This is a genomic window from Mycobacterium sp. E802 (genome assembly GCF_001666875.1).
Taxonomy (GTDB): domain Bacteria; phylum Actinomycetota; class Actinomycetes; order Mycobacteriales; family Mycobacteriaceae; genus Mycobacterium.
In genome coordinates this window covers 23,260-41,460 of sequence record NZ_LZJD01000180.1, presented here as the reverse complement: position 1 = coordinate 41,460, position 18,201 = coordinate 23,260, and the positions used below count along the sequence as shown (strand labels likewise).

The following is an 18,201-nucleotide window of genomic DNA, read 5'->3' as shown; positions in this document are numbered from 1 at the left end:
AATGGCGTCAACCAAATACATCGGCTATGTCGGTGGTGTCGCGGTAGCGGCGGGAGTGGGTGCGGCGATCGCCGTGGCCGGACAGGGCACCGCCCATGCCGATTCGGGTGACGGGGCGGCCAAGAAGTCGACCAACAGCACATCGCAGCACGTCAAGGCGGGACCCAAGCGCGCGGATTCGGCGAATTCCAAGGCCGACGCCGCCAAACGGACCAAGCCCGTGGCCAAGTTCAAAGACGCCGTCGACAAGCAGACCGACAAGCTCGAGAAGGCCGCGACGCAGGCCGGCAAGTCCGCGAACGTCGTCTCCAAGACCATCACCGACTCGTTGACCAAGGCCGTCACGCCCGCCAGGTCGGTGTCCGTGACGCCCAAGGCCAAGCCGAGCGCCGAAGAGTTCGAGGTCGAGCAGGTCACCAAGCTCAAGAGCCTGTTCACGCCGAAGCAAGCGGCCGTCGAGCCGGAATCCACCACCGCACCGGAGCCCGTCACCAAGCTTGCGCCGAAACTCAGTGCGGTGCAGACGCAGTCGGACACTGTCGACACCCAGGCAGATACGCCCTGGAGCCCCAACCCCTTCCGAGACAACGACCCGGACCCGACCGACTTCCCCGACGCGATCATGAGCCTGCGAGAAGCACTGCTCACCGCGTCACCGGATGAGCTCGACCCGTTTGTCCGGGAAGCCACCGAACAGATCTACCGGGCCAGCCAGATCGTGCCGTGGGTCAACGCGGTGATCCCGATCAGCCGGATCCTGCCCGACCTGGCGCCGGCGCTGGGGGACGACGACGCGGCCCGAGATGCCCGTCAGACCATCATCATGGAGCTGATCAAGACCACTCCGCCCGGCTCGGCGGTGTACTACGGGTATGACATCATCGCCGACCTGATCAACCTGGAAGAGCCGGCCGCCCGCATCAAGCAGCAATTCATCGGAGGGGTGTGGGACCTACTCGATCCGTTCGAGTTGGCACACAACCTGCCTGACGAATCCGGGATCGGCGACGCGGCCGGATAGTCTGCGCGCTACTCCACGAGCGACGGGGTGTCGTGCCGCAGGGTCTCACCGCGGAAGAACGCCGGGTTGACCGATCGCCACACGAGCATGAGCACGGCGCCGAGCAACAGGATGCCGAAGCCCATGAAGAACACCAGTCCGATGCCGCCGATCTCGGCGCCGCTGCCGTTCTCCGGGTTCATGCTCTCCCCGATGGCGATCACGAACACCGCGGCCAGCACGATTCCCCCGAGCAACGGGAACAGGAACTTGAACACCACATTGCGCGCGTTGGTGAACAACTCCCGCCGGAAGTACCAGACGCAGGCGAATGCGGTGATGCCGTAGTACCAGCAGATCATGATGCCAAGGGCGGCAATGGTATCCAGCAGGGCACTTTCGGACAGCAGGCTCACCACGGTATAGAACACGCCGGTGACCACGCCGGCGGTGATGGTCGCGAAGCTGGGCACCAGATAGCGGGGACTGACCTCGGCGAACCGTGCCGGAAAGGCCTTGTAGGCGCCCATGGCCAGCATGGCCCTGGCCGCGGGCAGGAAGGTGGTCTGCAGGCTGGCCACCGACGAGGCCAGGATCGCCAGGAACAGGAACGGCCCGGCCCAATGGCCCATGATCGGGTCGGCCAGTGCCGCGAACACGTTCTCGGCATTGTCCGGATTGCCCAGGCCCAGATCGGTTTCGCCCACCCCGGCATACATCATCACCGCGACGGCGATGAGCAGATATGTGCCCAGGATCGACAGCACGCACAGCAGACCCGCCCGGCCCGGCACCTTTGTCGGATCCTTGGATTCCTCCCCCAGGGTCAAACAGGTGTCCCAGCCCCAGAACGCGAAGATCGACCCCGTCACGCCAACCACGAAGGCGCTCAACGCAAGTCCGCTGAACGGGTTGAACCAGTCCAGATCGAACGACAGCCCGACCGGGGCATCGCCGCGGCCCACGTGCACGAATGCCATCACGGCGAACGCCAGCAGTACCACCATCTGGAATCCCACCAGAACGTACTGCACCCGTTCGCTGGTGGTGATGCCGCGGCTGGCGATCGCGGTGGCAAGGGCCAGAAATACCAAAGTGGTGAGGATGTTGATGGCCTTGTTGTCGGCCAGGTCAGCGATCGAGGGATGGTTGCTGACGCGAGCGATGAACAGGTAGAAGAACTCCACGGCGATGGCGGCGAGGTTGGACAGCACGATGATCGACGCCATCACCATGCCCCAGCCGCACATCCAGCCCACATACGGCCCGAACGCCTTGGTGGACCAGGTGAACGACGCGCCGCAGTCGGGTGCCCGCGAGTTCAGTTCGCGGTAGGCGTAGGCGGTCAGAAACATCGGGATGAAACCGGCGATGAAGATGGCGGGCATCTTCAACCCGACCGCCGCGACGATCAGACCGATACTCGCGGTCAGCGTGTATCCCGGCGCCACGCACGAGATCCCGAGCACCGCACCGGAGAATGTGCCCACCTTGCCGGCAGCCAATCCCTTGGAGATCAAGCCGCTGGACTGCTCGGCGGCCACGAGCTTGTCCTGGGGCGCGGATTCCGCGGCAGAATCGGTCATGCGTGGCCCTCGCCGTCTTTCAGTTCGTCCCGAGGTACCACCACCATCGGGACGTCCAACACCCGCAACATCTTGGCCGCGGTCGAACCGAGAAAGATCCGCCGCGGCGCGCTGAGCCGGCTGGAGCCGACCATGATGATGTCGCCGTCCTGCCAACTCAACTGCTCCACCGCGGACTCGACGGTGGGGCCGTTCACGATCGTGGAGGTCACCGGAAAGTCCTCGGGCAGCTCACTTCTGGCGGTCTCCAAGGTGCTCTGGGCATGCGCGAGCGCGTGTTCACGAACCGCGTCGTCATCGCCGCGCAGCGATCCGAAGGCCGGATCGAGCGCCACCAACGACACCAGCCGCAACGGGACGCCGGCTGCTCGGCTGGCCCGTACCGCGGTGTCGAGCAACAGATCTGAGCCTTGCCGTTGCCCGATGGCGCACGTGATCTCGTGGATCCGTTCGACCGTCGAGTCCCGAGTTCCGCGCGGCGCCACCGCAACCGGCACCGGCGAGGAGTGCAACAGCTCGTTGACCACCGAGCCCAGCGAGAAGCTGCCGACGAGCCCGCCACCGGAACCACCGACCACGATGGCCACCGCCTGCAACCGCAGTGCCTCGTGGATCAGGCCGTCGGTGAACGACTCGTCGAAGCTCAGATGAGTGTGCGCCACAACGTCGTCGGGCACCGAGGTCATCGCGTCGTCCAACCAGCCCTGGGCCTGTTCGGCGACCATGTCCTCGTAACCGCCCTTGGGGCCGATGCCCGCCGGTGCGGTGTCCGGCGGGATGACGAGGCAGATGTGCAGCTGCGCCGCCAAGGCCCGGGCGAACCGGACCGCCAGTGCCAGCGCATCGGCACCACCGGGCGTGGCCAGGTACCCAACGACCAGATTCACCTGCGCCATCTGCCACCGCCCATCCCGCACCGTGCCGTGCGACCGTAGTGGTTCGATCCTGTCAATCCCCCACTCGGCGTGCAGCGCTTCTACAAAATTGCCGGCCCCGGCCGATCAGTCGGAATACTCGGCGGCGCCGTCCTCCAACACCAGCCGAACATCGGCGCCGTCGGGCCCGGAGGCCTCGGTGCGGAACACCGCCCGCCCCGGCTCGGTCCGCCAGATCGACGTCGTCAGCGTCTCTCCCGGGAACACCGGTGAACTGAAGCGGGCCGCCACCGCATGGACCTTGGTGGCGTCGCCGCCGCCGAGTTCGGCGACCAGGGCGCGCCCGGCAACGCCGTAGGTGCACAGGCCGTGCAGGATCGGCTTCGGGAAACCGGCGAGATTCCGGGCGAACCACGGATCACTGTGCAGCGGATTGCGATCGCCGGAGAGCCGGTAGATCAGGGCCTGGTCCTCGCGCGTGGGCAGCTTCACTTGAGCGTCGGGCTCGCGGTCGGGAATCTGCGGTGCCGTCGGGCGTTGCCCCGGTTGACCGCCGAATCCGCCTTCGCCCCGAATCACCACGGTGGTAAGGGTTTCGGCGACCACCTCGCCGCTGGCCGGGTCAGTCCCGACGCCCTTGAGCATGACCACCGCGTTCTTGCCTTCGCCCTTGTCCTGGATGTCGGCGACCTCGGAGACGACGGTCAACTTTCCGGCCGGCGGCAGCGGCCGATGCAGCCGGATCTCCTGGGAGCCGTGCAGCAGCATGCTGAAGTTGAACGTGCCGATCTTCAGGGCGGCGGGAAAGGCCGAACATGCGATCACCGCATAGGTCGGCAGCACCTGTTGCTCGATCTCGTGGCTGTTCTCCGTGGTGAAGGCCAGGTCAGCGGTTCCCGCGCCGACGCCGATGGCGTACAGCAGGGTGTCGCGGTCGGTCCAGTCGAACTGGATCGGATCGGTCTTGGCGCCGATGGCATCCGGGTTGAGGGGCATGCGTGCCGACGATAGTTGAGAAGACCGCCCCTGTTGACGTTTGCTCGATCTAGGTCCACGATGACTCGCATGCGCTATGTCGTTACCGGCGGTACCGGGTTTATCGGCCGCCGAGTGATCTCCCGGATTCTGGCGGTCGAACCCGACGCCCAGGTGTGGGTACTGGTGCGCCGGGAGTCGCTGACAAGGTTCGAACGTCTGGCCCAGACCTGGGGCGAACGGGTGAAACCGCTGGTCGGCGACCTGACTGCAGCAGATCTCGGCTTGTCGGCGGCCGACGTCGCCGAACTCGTCGACGTCGCGCACGTGGTGCACTGCGCGGCGATCTACGACATGACGGCCGGTGAGGCAGAGCAGCGGGCCGCCAACGTGGAAGGCACCCGCGCGGTGACCGAGCTGGCCCGCCGGCTGGACGCCACGTTGCACCACGTGTCCTCGATCGCGGTCGCCGGGAACCACCGCGGCGTGTTCACCGAAGATGATTTCGACGTCGCCCAAGACCTGCCCACGCCGTATCACCAAACCAAGTTCGAAGCCGAACAGCTCGTGCGCTCGACACCGGGACTGCGCTACCGGGTGTACCGGCCGGCCGTCGTGGTCGGCGATTCGGCGACCGGCGAGATGGACAAGATCGACGGCCCCTACTACTTCTTCGGCGTGCTGGCACGGCTGGCCGCGCTGCCCCGGTTCACCCCGATGATGCTGCCCGACACCGGCCGCACCAACGTCGTCCCAGTGGACTATGTGGTCGACGCCCTCATCCATCTGATGCATGTCGAGGGCGCAGACGGCGAGACGTTCCATCTGACCGCGCCGAGCACCATCGGGTTGCGCGACATCTACCGCGGGGTGGCAGCCGAAGCCGGGCTGCCACCGCTGCGCGGGACACTCCCCCGAGTCACTGCGGCGCCGGTATTGCGGGCGCGCGGACGGGCCAAAGCTGTGCGCAACATCGTGGCCGCCCAGTTGGGCATCCCGGGTGAGGTGCTCGACGTGTCCGAACTGCGTCCCACCTTCACCGCCGACAATGCCACCGCCGCGCTGCGCGATACCGGGATCACGGTCCCCGAATTCTCCTCGTACGCACCAAAACTGTGGCGCTACTGGGCTCAGCATCTCGATCCCGACCGGGCCCGACGCGACGACCCGGCCGGCCCCCTGGTGGGCAAGCACGTCGTCATCACCGGTGCCTCCAGCGGCATCGGCCGCGCGTCGGCCCTGGCGGTGGCCGAGCGGGGAGCGTGTGTCTTCGCCCTGGCCCGCAACGGTGAGGCTCTCGACGATCTGGTCACCGAGATCCGCTCGGCCGGCGGTCAGGCGTACGCCTTCACGTGTGATGTCACTGATTCGGCGTCGGTGGAGCACACCGTCAAGGACATCCTGGGCCGGTTCGACCACGTCGATTATCTGGTGAACAACGCCGGGCGGTCCATCCGCCGATCGGTGATGAACTCGACGGATCGACTGCACGACTACGAGCGGGTGATGGCGGTCAACTACTTCGGCTCGGTGCGCATGGTGTTGGCGCTGCTACCGCACTGGCGGGAACGCAGGTTCGGCCATGTGGTCAACGTGTCCAGCGCCGGTGTGCAGGCCAACACCCCGAAGTACAGCTCCTATCTGCCCTCCAAGGCGGCGCTGGACGCGTTCTCCGATGTGGTGTCCACCGAAACCCTTTCCGATCACATCACATTCACCAACATCCACATGCCGTTGGTGAAGACGCCGATGATCGCACCGTCGCGCCGGCTCAACCCGGTGCCGCCGATCTCCGCCGAGCACGCGGCGGCCATGGTGGTGCGCGGGCTCGTGGAGAAGCCGGTCCGCATCGATACCCCGCTGGGCACGGTCGCCGACTTCGGCAACTATCTGACGCCGAAGCTGTCCCGTCGCGTTCTGCACCAGCTGTATCTGGGGTATCCGGACTCGGCGGCGGCACGTGGAGTGAGCAGCCAAGTATCCGACAGCACACCACGTCGGCCGAAGCGACCGGTCCGTAGCCCTCGCACCTTGCGGGTTCCGCGTGGGGTGACCCGCCCGGTCAAACGGGCGGTGCGGTTGGTGCCCGGGGTGCACTGGTAGCCGGGCCGGTTCTATCGTGGCGAGATGACGCCACCGCCGCGGAGCGGCGAATCGATGTTGCCCGTGTTCGCCGACGTCGATACCGGTGTCGACGATGCGATGGCCCTGGTGTACCTGCTGGCCAGCTCCGAAGCCGAGTTGGTCGGTATCGCCTCGACAGCGGGAAACGTTCCGGTGCAACAGGTCTGCGACAACAACCTGGGACTGCTGGAACTGTGTCGGGTCACCGGGGTTCCGGTCTCCAAAGGGGCCGAGCAGCCGTTGAGCGCGCCGCTGCGCACCGCCGAGGACACCCACGGACCGCAGGGCCTGGGATACGCGCAGCTTCCGTCCGGCGACCGGCTGCTCACCGCGCACGACGCCGCCGAGGCGTGGGTGCGTGCCGCCCGTGCCCATCCGGGTGAGTTGATCGGACTGGTCACCGGCCCGCTGACCAATCTGGCGTTGGCCATGCGCGCCGAACCCACCCTGCCCAAGCTGTTGCGCCGGCTTGTCATCATGGGTGGGGCGTTCGACTACCGGGGCAACACCACCCCGGTGTCGGAGTGGAACATCAGCGTGGACCCCGAGTCCGCCGCCGAGGTGTTCGGCGGCTGGACCGCGGCCTGGGGCCGCGACACCGCAACCCATGTGCCAATCGTGTTGGGACTCAACCTCACCGAGAACATTGCCATGACTCCGGCGCTGTTGAACCGGCTCGCCGTCGCGGCCGGGTCTCCGTCTACACCGATGAGTGTGCTCGATGAGCGGGGCACCCGGTCAACGGCTGCCAACCCGTTGATCCGCGTCATCGAGGACGCCCTGCGGTTCTATTTCGAATTCCACTTCGACACCGACGACGGGTACCTGGCGCACTTGCACGACCCCCTGGCCGCCGCGGTTGCATTGGACCCGGACTTGGTGCGCTACCGGGAAACCACGGTCGACGTCGAGTTGAGCGGCACCTTGACCCGTGGCATGACAGTCGCCGACTGGCGCGGACACTGGGGCCGTCAACCCAACGCCCTCATCGGCATGGAGGTCGACCCGGTGGTGTTCTTCGACCGGTTCATCGACCGGGTCGGCGCCTTCGCTCAGCATCTGGGTTGATCCGCCCCCGGGCCGGAGTTGCCCGGCCGAACGTGAACCTGTTGGCCAAGTTTCTGCGAAATTTCGCAATCTTGCTCACATTCGGCGGCTTCATTCAGCCTCATTCATAGGCGCCCTCCAGATACCACCGGCGTTGCCGGTAACACAACAGCAGGGCAAGGTGGTCTTCGTCGGCGTCGCCGGGCCGCAACAGCACCTGGACCCGGGCGGTACGTCCGGCCCCGCGGTTCTCCGGATCCCACCACCGCTCGTCGACCGGCCACGGCCCGGCCCACCAGCGCAACCTGCCGTCACGCCTACCGGCGCCGGCCAACCGTGTGGGATCGGCCGAGAACAACCCACGACTGGTGACCCGGACCGGATTTCCCTGTGCATCAAGCAGTTCCACCGGGTCATCGAGCAGGACGGTCGGTGAGGGCTCGGGCAGTTGACCGGGCCAGGGCTGCCGCGGATCCGCCCGCGCCACCGGCTCATCCCCCAGTGGCGTGAACGTGATGCGCTCGGCAGGCCCTCGGCCCCCGCTGAGTACCGGCACCTGCACCGCCTCCGGACCGAGCAGCCCCTGAACCCGTAGCAGTGCACGCCGGGCCCGCAGCCGGTCCTCCTCGCCCACACCGCCCCACAACGGCAATTGCAGCGCAGCTGCCGACACCACCTCCACCGGCCGTAGGCGTAGCACCGTCACCGGGGCGGTGGGCCGTTCAGAGGTGCGCCGGTTCAGCCAGCCGTCCAACTGCCACCGCACCCGGTCGGCGGTGGCATCCTCGGTCAACGGTTCAGCACACCGCCAAACCCGTTCCAGCTCTTCACCGTTGGCGGTGACGGCGTGGATGGCCAACCGGGTGCAGCCCACCCCGGCGCCTTCCAGATGACGATGCAGATCACTGGCCAGGGACCGCCCCGCAAAAGCTGCGGCATCCACCCGTTCGATCGGCGGATCGCAGTTCATCACCGCATCGAGTTCAGCTGCCGGATCCCGCCCGGAGGGGCCCCGGTCCGGCTCTCCACAGGCGAACCGGTGCGCCGTCACCGCGTCGGCCCCGAACCGGGAAGCGACATCGGTGCGGGACAACTCGGCGAATTGCCCCAAGGTCCGGATACCCATCCGCCACAACAGATCCGCCAGGTCCTCCCGACCGGAACCGGCCAGGGCCGGTTCGGTGGCCAACTGACGGATCGACAGCCCCGACAGGAACGTCGCGTCATTTCCGGGGTCGACGATGCGGCCCGCCCGGGCGGCGAAGACCGCTGTGGAGAGCTGATCGGCGATGCCGACCTGGCATTCGACCCCTGCTGCGGCGACGGCATCGATCAATCGTTCGGCGGCAACCGGTTCGGACCCGAAATACCGTGCCGCCCCACGCACCGAAAGCACCAGCAGCCCCGGCCGCAACACTTCGGCGCGCGGGACCAGATCATCGACGGCCAGTGTCACGTTCTCGAAATAGCGGGCATCCCTGGCAGAATCGGCAGTGACGACATGCAGTTGTGGGCACCGCGCCTGCGCCTCACGACGACGCAACCCACGCCGCACCCCGGCCGCCCGGGCCGATGCCGAGCAGGCGATCACCCGGTTGGCCAGCGTGACGGCGACCGGCACCGTCGAGGGCAGACCCGCTGCCGTCGCCGCCGCCACCGCAGGCCAGTCCATACACCACAGAGCCAATACCCTGGAATCTGCGGGCATGGGCTACCCGCCTGCTGCACAAGCTGTTCCGAGGGACCGCCCACGCGTACGCATGGCCAGCCGGACCCGACTGATCCGGCCGCGTCCGGGCACCGGGGCGCCCCCGCCGGCGCCGGTCACGTCATAACCGGACACCCGGGCCTCCAACCGGGCCGATGCCCCCTGCCAGTTCCCGTCGGTGACCAACAGGGTGCAGCCCTTCTGCCGGGCCCGTGCCACCATCACCCGGGCCCGACTCGGCGGCACCGAACGGCCGCCCAGCCCGAGCACCACCAGATCCATCCCGTCCATCAGCACAGCGGCCACCTCGACAGGATCGGCCCCCGGATCGGGCACCACCGCGAGCCGGGTCAGATCGGCGCCCATCTCCACCGCGGCCAGCAGGCCGACATCGGGCTGGCCGATGATGACCGCATGCCCGCCCGCCGCCGTCACCGCCGCCACGATGCCCAGCGTCAGCGAGCGGGCACCGGCGGCCACTGCAACAGACCCCCGCGGCAGCATGGTCGGCAGACCCTCGGGCAACGTCTCAACCAGCGATCCGACCGGCTTCAGCAAAGATTCTGGAGCCGGGATGGCCGCATCGGCCCGCGGCACGCTCCGATGCGCCGAGCCCACCTTGCCTGATACCGAGGCGATCTTGCGCCTGAGGTGTTCCACCTGTTCAGAGCGGGTCAATAGACGTAAATCACGCTCCGTCGCAACAGTCACAACAACACCTCCAGCACCAACTATCCAGGAACATCTTCGAATGTATGTTCGACGTCTCGAGTAAACACCCACCCACCGACAGCGTCAAGCTGCGGCCGGGGGTCGCCGATGCGCGCGGACGGACCACGCAGGAACAGATCTGCGGCCGCGAGAACCTTGAGTTAGAGTTCGGTCACCAGAACCCGCTTCGGGATGGGCTGGGCCACGATTTGCGTTGCAGGGAGTGGGAATCCGTCGCGATTCACCGAAGGCCAGCTCTGTAGGAACACGGGGGACAGTGAGGAAACGCAACATGAAATCTGGGCAGTTGACTCGTCGGCTCACCGTCATCGCAGGCGGTGCGGCAGTCATCGGGATGATTTCGTTCACCGCGGCATGCGGTACCGAGGAAGAAAAAGGTCCCGAAACCACCACGCCCACCACCACGACGACAACCGAGACGACAACGACCACGACGCCGCCGGCCACCCCAGCCCCGCCGCCACCGGTCGAGCCGACCGAGAAGTCGATCAGCCCCACCGGCGGCAACCTGTTCACCCCCGGCGTCAAGGCACCGGGCGCACCCACCGCCATTCCCGGCAACAGGGAGAACCTCGGATAGCGCCGACGCTTCCCGCCACAGTGGTGTGACACCTGCAGGAATGCTCCTGCAGGTGTCTCACCACTGAGCTAAAGTGCGTGCACCAGATCCGCCACGGATGATGTGGATGGGCTGAACCACGATCTGCGTTGCAAGGAGTGGGAATCCACCGTGATTCACCAAGGCCAACTCTGCAACACCTGCGGGACAGTGAGGAAACGCACATGAAATCAGGGCAGTTGACTCGTCGGCTCACCGTCATCGCAGGCGGTGCAGCAGTCATCGGGATGATTTCGTTCACCGCCGCATGCGGTACCGAGGAAGAAAAAGGTCCCGAAACCACCACGCCCACCACCACGACGACAACGACAACGACAACGACGCCGCCGGCCACCCCGGCCCCGCCGCCACCGGTCGAGCCGACCGAGAAGTCGATCAACCCCACCGGCGGCAACCTGTTCACCCCCGGCGTCAAGGCACCGCCGGCGCCGACCGCCCTGCCCGGCGACAACTAGGCCTCGAACTAGAGGAATCGGTCATTCGCCCATGGCCGGGATACACATCGCGCCCGGGCGCGCGCTACTGGCACTCATCATGCTCAGCGTCCTGCTGGTCTCAGACCTGCGGGCCACCCCTGCCCTGAACGATGAGGCGCGCGGACACATCACCGGCCCGTATGCCCAATTACTAGCTGCCTCAACAGATCTCGGCCCCTCAAGTGACCGCTCAGCACAGGTGACCGTGACGCTGCACCGCACGTCACGACCAGCGGCGCTATACCGGTGGGCCGGCGAGCATGCGTTGTCGGTCCGGTGGCAGCCGGGCGCCGGGTGGGCGATAGCCGAAGGCCGATCCTCTGACCTGGCAACCGCTTTCGACGTCGATGTGCACGACTACCGGGGTCGGCGCGGACAGGAGTTCTATGCCTCACCGCAACAGCCGTCGGTGCCAGCGCCCCTGCGCGCAGAAATAGCCGGCATCGGCCGCATCCTCGGCTACACGCCCTACCGGATGTCCCTACCGGACCTACGGAATCTGCCGACCGACGTCCCCGATCAGGGGTTGGTGCCGAAGGCGCTACTCAACACCTACAACCTCGACGGATTGGCGGCACAGGGCTACACCGGCAAGAACACCACCATCGTGATCTTCGCATTCGACGGATTCGACCAGGCTGATCTCGACACCTTCGCCACTACCTTCGGGCTGCCCACGTTCACGCCCGTCCTGATCGGCGGACAACCGAGCACACCGCACGGTGAGACCACGATGGATCTGCAGGTTGCCCACGCCATCGCCCCGGACGCACGGAAAGTCGTGATCAACGCCCGGCCGACGGTACAGGGCGACGGCGCCTACGAGAAGATCGGCAAGATGTTGGAGGCCGCCGACCAACAGTTTCCCGGTGCGGTGTGGAGCTTCTCGATCGGTTGGGGCTGCGACAAGCTGATCACCGCAGCCGATCTCGCCCCGGTTCGCTCCGCCCTGCGCACCGCGCACACCCACGGCACCACGGCCTTCAACGCCAGCGGCGATCTGGCCGGTTTGGAATGCAGAGGTGGACAAGACTGGTCATCTGCTCCCAGCGAGGGCGACATCGGCCTGGATTCGGTTGCCTCCCTACCCGAGATCACCGACGTCGGCGGAACCACCCTGTCCACCGATGCCGAGGGCCGCTGGCTGGCCGAGCAGGCCTGGTTCGACGTCCCGCTCTCGCAGGGCACCGGCGGCGGGGTGTCGGCGCTCTTCGACCGACCCGAATGGCAACGCGGCGTGTCTGCTCCGGGAAGTCCTGAGGCCGGCAGCCAGAAACGACTCACCCCCGACATCGCCGCCGTCGCCGATCCGTTCACCGGCGTGAAAATCGTTCTCAACGGCCAAGTCCTGGTCGGTGGTGGCACATCACAAGCCGCACCGCTGTGGGCCGGTATCGCCGCGGTGATCAACCAGTACCTGACCGCCAACGGCGGCCGGGCGATGGGCGACCTCAATCCGATGCTGTACCGGATCGCCAGAGGAGCGCCCCTGCCGGCGTTCCGCGACGTCACCCTCGGCGGCAACGCCGTGGCCACCGCCGGGCCCGGGTACGACCTGGTGACCGGGTTGGGCACGCCCGACGTCGAGAATCTCGCCAAGAACCTGCTCATCCTGCAAAAGGCGAACCGATGACCGAACCAGGCAACGACATCGACGTGCCCACCACCGAATGCCGCGTGTGCAAGGTCGATGTCCCCGACGGCACGTACTGCGGATTGTGCGGTGTACCACTTGACCAGGAGGCGTCGGAAGGGCCGGAGTGGTTGCGGCTCAATGCATCCTGTGTAGCTCCCGACGAGCACCTGCTACGGCCGTCCATCGCCAGCTCACTGTTCCCCCACCTGCCGCAGCAGTCGCGCACCCCGTTTCGCGTGGCGATGCTGGTCCTGGTGGTAGCCCTGGTCGGTTGTGCGCTGCTGAAGCTGCCCGCCGCCCTGATCGCCGTCGCCGCGCTCGGGGTCCCGTTGCTGTTCTTGATCTACCTCTACGAGTCCGACGCCTTCCGCGACCTGCACCGCACCAACCTGGTGCTCACCATCGTGCTGGGCATTGCCCTGGGCATCGGGTGGGTGTTGTTCACCGGCCAGATAATGGCCAAGTCCTACGGTGTACCGCTCGGCGCCGGCGTGAGCGGATTCCGGATCATGCGCAACGGCTTGGGGATTCCCTTGGGCGGTGCGGTTTTGATGCTGGCGCCGGCGGTGGTGGTCCGCCTGTTGCGCCCGGCGAGCCGGGAATCATTGGACGGGTTCATGATCGGCGCTCTCGGTGCGACGACTTTCACCGCGGCAGCCACCCTGACCCGGCTGGCCCCCCAGCTCAGCACCGGTATGGTGGCGCGCAACCGGCCGATGTCCGGTCTGCTCGTCGAGGCCGGAATCCGTGGTATCGCAGTGCCATTGACCGCGGCGGCCATCGGCGGGCTGATCGGCGCGGCGCTGTGGTTCACCCGACCTGCCACCAAGGCCGACAAACACGTCGGATACGTGCGCCTGGTGATGTTCACCTGCGCGCTTGCGGTGCTGGCGATCTACGCCGCACTGGGCCTCGTCGACGTGGCACGCATCCCCCAGTGGATTCAATTGACCGTGCACATCGTGGTCGCATTGACGGCGATATTGGCGCTACGTGTCGGTCTGCACTTGGCCCTGTTGCACGAAGCACACGACGAGATCGCCTCGGACCGACCAATTTTCTGTCCGCGCTGCGGTCACATCGTGCCCGACATGGCGTTCTGTCCGCACTGTGGTGCGGCCACCCATGCGTCGTCACGCACGTCTCGCGCCGAACGCCGTAGACACCGTCCGGTACGCGATCCGGGGTCCGACGACAGGTGAGCACGTTTTTTCCCGGCTACGCGGTACCCGTCTCGACCGGCAGAATCCGCGCCATTCGCGGCACCTCGGTGCTGAAACTGCTGGCCGTCCTCGGCACCGCCATCGCCCTGGTGGCCGGTGTGCTGGCCTGGATCTCGAAAACCACCAGTGCGCCGCCTGCGCGGTATATGTGTCCGCCCGATTGCGGACATCCACCGATGGGACAAGCCGTCGCGATCAACCCGGTGTTCACCGCGCCCGACGGGAGCTTCTCGGTCTCGTACCCCGCGGCGGGGACGGCCTACAAGGTCACCACCGCCCGTACCGGCGTCACCGCCGAATTCACCGCCGGTGACGGCGGGATGATGCAGTTGATGAGCCGGCCCGCCGACGGCCGGACACCGAAGGACATCGCCAATTCCCTTATCGGCACGACGTTCCCGGACACCACCACCGCCTACGAGATTCCCAACGCGATGGTGGGCTACCGGCCAGGTTACGGCGTCGTCGCGGACTGCTGGCCGCAGAGCGCCACCAGCAGCTACGCCCGCATGCGCGTCATCGTGATGGTCGCGGTCAAGGACGACCTTGCGCTGATCGCCTCCGCCGTTGGTCCGTATCACGAATTCGGGCCGCAATCGGGCTCCGGCAAGCCGTCCGGGGCCAACCTCCAGCTCGCGCTCGACATGGGTAAGTACGTCAACAGTTTCCGTTGGCGTGGCGACCCTCACCGCTGACCACCGAAACCGCCAATTGACGTCCGCGGCGCGACCCCCCGGGTTAGAGTTTGCCAGCCGGTCGATTTCGACGGCTGCATGTGAACCACCCGCCGGGGGAAGTTAGGACAAAACATGAGGTCACGTCGATTTACTCGTCGCCTCGCAGTCGCTGCGGCCGCTGCCGCCATTGTCGGAATGACCACGCTCAGTGCTTGCGGCACCGGCGAGAAGGCACCCGAGACCACGACGCCGACCACGACGACAACGACCACGATGTCGACGTCCCCAGCGCCCGTGGCACCGACCGAGAAGAACGTCGTGCCCAGCGGCGCCAACAAGTTCACCCCGACCCACGCCGGGCCACCGGCGCCGCCCACCGGGCGCCACGGGGCCGGCAGCCCGCATCGGCAATAAGTGCCCGATATCGCCGTCTCTTGATTCGGCCGGCAGGCGATGAGTAGCGGGACCGAGTCCCGTTTCGCGGCACCGTTTTGGCTGGCCGTCGGATTGTTTCTGGCCGCGGTGACGGCGTCCGCGGTGCTGCGGCTGCCGTCGGCCATGATCGGTCTCGCCGCCTTCGGATTGCCGCTGCTGTTCGGCACGTACCTGCGGGAAACCGCTGCGGGGCAAACTCTTCCGGTCCGCGCGGTGCTGCTCACCGTCACGCTCGGGATGGGGTTGGGCGCCGGGTGGACCCTGATGACCGGTTCCGTCGTGGCCCGGGAATACGACGTGCCCGTCGGCGTCGGCACCGAGCCGTTGCGAGTCGTCCGGGATGGGTTGGCCGTCCCGCTCGGCGCCATGACCCTGATGCTCGCCCCGGCCCTGGTGATCTGCCTGCTCGTGACGCGGCAGCCAAAGCCTCAGAACGGCTTTGCATTCGGCGCTCTGGGTGCAGTGGCCTTCACCGCGGCCGCTACGCTCTGCCGGCTGGGAACGCAGCTCGACGACGGGATCGTGGACAACGACCGGCCGTTGACCGGGTTGTTGGTGCAAGCCGGTATCCAGGCGGTGGCCGTGCCGGTGACTGCCGCGGCCACCGGTGGTCTCGTCGGCGTGATGCTGTGGTTCTCCCCGCCATCCGACACTCGGCATCGGCGGGTGCGGGCCATCGGCCTGACGACTGTCACCGTGGTCGGCCTGTACGCCGTCCTCGGCCTGATCGACGTCGCGCCGGCACCGCAGCTGGTGGTGTTGGCCGTGCATCTGATCGTGATGGCCTTGGCGGTACTGGCGGCACGGGCCGGCCTGCGGACGACCTCGCACGCCGGCGCGGGCCTCGACCCGGTGCGATTACCCGGTACTGTCCGGCCGATCGTCACCTGGGGCGTCGGCGTCACGCTGCTCACCGTCGCCCTGGCGGCGGTGTCGCTGGTAATCAGCGATCCCCCTGCGCGGTACGTCTGTCCACCGGATTGCGGCCGCCCGCCGACCAGTGAGGCGGTGGCGACCAATCCCCGTTTCACCGCCCCTGACGGTGCGTTCTCCGTCTCGTATCCCGCGTCCAGCGCGGTGTACCAGGCGAGCACCGCCGACGACGGCGTCACCGTGGATTATCTGATCGACGACGGCGGCACCATGCAGCTCATCGGGCGGCCCGCCGCGGGGCGGACACCAAAGGAGATCGCGAAGGCCCTGGTCGAGGAGACCTACCCGGATGCTGCGGTCGACTACGAGATTCCGAATGCAATGGTCGGATACCAACCTGGGTACGGCATGGTCGTCGACAGCTGGCCGCAGAACGCCACCGGAGACTACCTGCGGTTGCGGGTGGTCATTTTGGCCGCGGTCAAGGACGACCTGGCGCTGATCGCCGTGGCCGCCGGCCCGTACCACGAGTACGGCCCCGATTTCGGGCCGGGAATGCCGTCGGGCGCCAACCTCGACCTTGCTCAGGATATGGGCAAGTACGTCAACAGCTTTCGCTGGCGCGGGGATCCGCCGCGCTGATCATTCCCACTCGATGGTGCCCGGCGGCTTGCTGGTGACGTCCAGCACCACCCGGTTGACCTCGGGCACCTCGTTGGTGATCCGGGTCGAAATCCGTTCCAGCACTTCGTAAGGCACCCGAGTCCAGTCCGCCGTCATGGCGTCTTCACTGGAGACCGGCCGCAGCACGATCGGGTGACCGTAGGTGCGTCCGTCGCCCTGCACCCCGACCGAGCGCACGTCGGCAAGCAGGACCACCGGGCACTGCCAGATCTGCTGGTCCAAACCAGCGGCGGTGAGTTCCTCGCGGGCGATGGCGTCGGCGCGGCGCAGGGTGTCCAACCGGTCGGCGGTCACCTCTCCGACGATGCGAATGCCCAGCCCGGGGCCCGGGAAGGGTTGGCGGGCAACGATTTCCTCCGGCAGGCCGAGCTCACGGCCGACCGCCCGCACCTCGTCCTTGAACAGCAGCCGCAGTGGCTCGACGAGCTTGAACTTCAGGTCGTCGGGCAGGCCCCCGACGTTGTGGTGGCTCTTGATGTTGGCGGTGCCGGTGCCGCCGCCGGACTCCACGACGTCCGGGTACAGCGTGCCCTGCACCAGGAATTCGACGTCCGGTCCACCCTCCTCGACGATGCCGCGGACCGCACCCTCGAAAGCGCGGATGAACTCGCGGCCGATGATCTTGCGCTTGCCCTCGGGGTTGGTCACCCCACTGAGCGCTTCGAGGAACCGATCGGCAACGTCGACGGTCACCAGTTTGGCTCCGGTGGCGGCGACGAAATCTCGTTGCACCTGGGCCCGCTCCCCCGCGCGCAGCAGACCGTGGTCGACGAACACACAGGTCAGCCGGTCTCCGATGGCGCGTTGCACCAGCGCGGCGGCCACCGCGGAGTCGACACCGCCGGACAGCCCGCAGATGGCCTGGCCGTCCCCGATCTGGGCGCGGACCGCCTCGATCAACTGCTCGGCGATGTTGGCCGGGGTCCAGCCGGCGCCGATCCCTGCAAACTCGTGCAGGAACCGGCTCAACACCTGTTGGCCGTGCGGAGAGTGCAACACCTCGGGGTGGTACTGGACGCCGGCCAAGCGGCGGGCGCGGTTCTCGAAGCCCGCGACCGGGGCACCGGCGCTGGAGGCGACGACGTCGAAGCCCTCCGGCGCGGCGGTGACGGCGTCTCCGTGACTCATCCACACCGGCTGCGTGGTAGGCAACTCGGAGTGCAGGTCGCCGCCGGCAACGGTCAAATCGGTGCGCCCGTATTCGCTGGTGCCGGTGTGTTCGACAGTGCCGCCGAGCGCCTGGGCCATGGCCTGGAATCCGTAGCAGATGCCGAACACCGGAACGTCGAGATCGAACAGCGCGGGGTCCAGCCGCGGCGCGCCTTCGGCGTACACACTGGCCGGGCCACCCGAGAGCACGATGGCCTGCGGATCCTTGGCCTTGATCTCCTCGACACTGGCGGTGTGCGGGACGACCTCGGAAAACACCCGCGCCTCACGGACCCGGCGCGCGATCAGCTGTGCGTACTGGGCGCCGAAATCGACGACGAGGACGGGACGGGGAGATGCAGACGTCACCGCCACAGTCTAG

Annotated in this window: 16 protein-coding genes; 10 read left to right on the top strand and 6 right to left on the bottom strand. The window is 67.1% G+C overall.

Translation table 11 applies throughout. The features are described 5' to 3' along the window. The first annotated feature begins 1 nt into the window (after position 1). Positions 2-1,021, top strand: coding sequence for a hypothetical protein (locus A5699_RS26520; RefSeq protein WP_067776316.1), 1,020 nt, complete (start codon positions 2-4; stop codon positions 1,019-1,021). A gap of 8 nt (positions 1,022-1,029) precedes the next feature. Here A5699_RS26520 and A5699_RS26515 read toward each other — a convergent pair whose 3' ends face one another. The 3 genes from A5699_RS26515 to A5699_RS26505 form a co-directional block, all read right to left on the bottom strand. After that, positions 1,030-2,586 carry an APC family permease gene (locus tag A5699_RS26515; protein WP_067776310.1) on the bottom strand — a complete coding sequence of 519 codons (1,557 nt, stop codon included), beginning with the start codon at positions 2,584-2,586 and terminating at the stop codon, positions 1,030-1,032. Continuing rightward, positions 2,583-3,473 (bottom strand): universal stress protein, encoded by an 891-nt coding sequence (locus tag A5699_RS26510; RefSeq protein ID WP_067776351.1) that lies wholly within the window; start codon positions 3,471-3,473, stop codon positions 2,583-2,585. Before A5699_RS26510 ends, A5699_RS26515 begins: the two co-directional genes overlap by 4 nt. A 114-nt stretch (positions 3,474-3,587) precedes the next feature. Beyond that, positions 3,588-4,457 (bottom strand): MaoC/PaaZ C-terminal domain-containing protein, encoded by an 870-nt coding sequence (locus tag A5699_RS26505; RefSeq protein WP_067776308.1) that lies wholly within the window; start codon positions 4,455-4,457, stop codon positions 3,588-3,590. Between the two features lie 69 nt (positions 4,458-4,526). Between A5699_RS26505 and A5699_RS26500 the strand changes: the two genes are divergently transcribed. Beyond that, positions 4,527-6,539 (top strand): SDR family oxidoreductase, encoded by a 2,013-nt coding sequence (locus A5699_RS26500; RefSeq protein ID WP_157561461.1) that lies wholly within the window; start codon positions 4,527-4,529, stop codon positions 6,537-6,539. A gap of 24 nt (positions 6,540-6,563) precedes the next feature. Then, positions 6,564-7,628, top strand: a complete 1,065-nt coding sequence (locus A5699_RS26495) for a nucleoside hydrolase (RefSeq protein WP_304528346.1) — start codon at positions 6,564-6,566, stop codon at positions 7,626-7,628. 100 nt (positions 7,629-7,728) lie between these two features. Here A5699_RS26495 and A5699_RS26490 read toward each other — a convergent pair whose 3' ends face one another. Continuing rightward, positions 7,729-9,315, bottom strand: coding sequence for a DNA polymerase Y family protein (locus A5699_RS26490; RefSeq protein ID WP_067776303.1), 1,587 nt, complete (start codon positions 9,313-9,315; stop codon positions 7,729-7,731). 3 nt (positions 9,316-9,318) lie between these two features. Then, positions 9,319-10,026: a hypothetical protein gene (locus A5699_RS26485; protein WP_067776300.1), complete on the bottom strand. Its 708-nt coding sequence runs from the start codon at positions 10,024-10,026 to the stop codon at positions 9,319-9,321. Positions 10,027-10,318: 292 nt separating this feature from the next. Here A5699_RS26485 and A5699_RS26475 point away from each other — a divergent pair, with 292 nt between their 5' ends. From A5699_RS26475 to A5699_RS26445, 7 genes are all read left to right on the top strand, one after another. Further along, positions 10,319-10,627 carry a hypothetical protein gene (locus A5699_RS26475; RefSeq protein ID WP_067776294.1) on the top strand — a complete coding sequence of 103 codons (309 nt, stop codon included), beginning with the start codon at positions 10,319-10,321 and terminating at the stop codon, positions 10,625-10,627. Between the two features lie 203 nt (positions 10,628-10,830). Then, the gene (locus tag A5699_RS26470; protein WP_067776291.1) at positions 10,831-11,121 is read left to right on the top strand and encodes a hypothetical protein; all 291 of its coding nucleotides are present in this window, start codon (positions 10,831-10,833) and stop codon (positions 11,119-11,121) included. Positions 11,122-11,152: 31 nt separating this feature from the next. After that, complete coding sequence (locus A5699_RS26465) at positions 11,153-12,775, top strand: S53 family peptidase (protein WP_067776288.1); 1,623 nt, start codon at positions 11,153-11,155, stop codon at positions 12,773-12,775. Continuing rightward, a complete protein-coding gene (locus A5699_RS26460; RefSeq protein WP_067776285.1) occupies positions 12,772-13,980 on the top strand; it encodes a zinc ribbon domain-containing protein in 1,209 nt (402 codons plus the stop codon). Before A5699_RS26465 ends, A5699_RS26460 begins: the two co-directional genes overlap by 4 nt. After that, entirely contained in the window at positions 13,977-14,696 is a 720-nt protein-coding gene (locus A5699_RS26455; protein WP_067776283.1) for a hypothetical protein, read from the top strand. Before A5699_RS26460 ends, A5699_RS26455 begins: the two co-directional genes overlap by 4 nt. A gap of 177 nt (positions 14,697-14,873) precedes the next feature. After that, entirely contained in the window at positions 14,874-15,092 is a 219-nt protein-coding gene (locus tag A5699_RS26450) for a hypothetical protein (protein WP_369806778.1), read from the top strand. A gap of 39 nt (positions 15,093-15,131) precedes the next feature. Next, positions 15,132-16,628, top strand: coding sequence for a hypothetical protein (locus tag A5699_RS26445; RefSeq protein WP_067776280.1), 1,497 nt, complete (start codon positions 15,132-15,134; stop codon positions 16,626-16,628). On the opposite strand, the gene guaA is transcribed toward A5699_RS26445, so the two are convergent. Beyond that, a complete protein-coding gene (guaA, locus tag A5699_RS26440; RefSeq protein WP_067776345.1) occupies positions 16,629-18,188 on the bottom strand; it encodes a glutamine-hydrolyzing GMP synthase in 1,560 nt (519 codons plus the stop codon). Positions 18,189-18,201: the final 13 nt, after the last annotated feature.